The organism is Nostoc sp. UIC 10607 (assembly GCF_047228265.1).
In the GTDB taxonomy this organism is placed as follows: Bacteria; Cyanobacteriota; Cyanobacteriia; order Cyanobacteriales; family Nostocaceae; genus Nostoc; species Nostoc foliaceum_A.
In genome coordinates this window covers 1-385 of sequence record NZ_JBIQNW010000266.1, presented here as the reverse complement: position 1 = coordinate 385, position 385 = coordinate 1, and the positions used below count along the sequence as shown (strand labels likewise).

Here is a 385-nt window from a genome sequence, read left to right as displayed (position 1 = left end):
CTGCTTCAAATGACAAGACACTCAAACTCTGGAATCTGGAAACTGGGGAGGATGAGCGGACTTTTAATGGTCATAGCGACTCGGTGAATGCAGTAGCCCTCACCTCCGATGGCAAGCGGGTGATTTCTGCTTCATCTGACAAGACACTCAAACTCTGGAATCTGGAAAAGGACTTGCATCAAAGTAAAATCCCAGTTCTACAGGCTCTAACTTTAGTCTTTAACTGGGTGATTGGCACAATATTTAAGCGGAATTTCCAAATTGGGAAAGATGAGCGGACTTTTAAAAGTCATAGCTACCCGGTAAATGCAGTAGCCCTCACCCCTGATGGCAAGCGGGTGATTTCTGCTTCAAATGACAAGACACTCAAACTCTGGAATCTGGA

1 protein-coding gene is annotated in these 385 nt (G+C 45.2%); it reads left to right on the top strand.

Annotated features, from left to right (window positions below):
- On the top strand, positions 1-385 hold a 385-nt coding region (locus ACEYW6_RS36715), incomplete at both ends, for a WD40 repeat domain-containing protein (protein WP_412983681.1).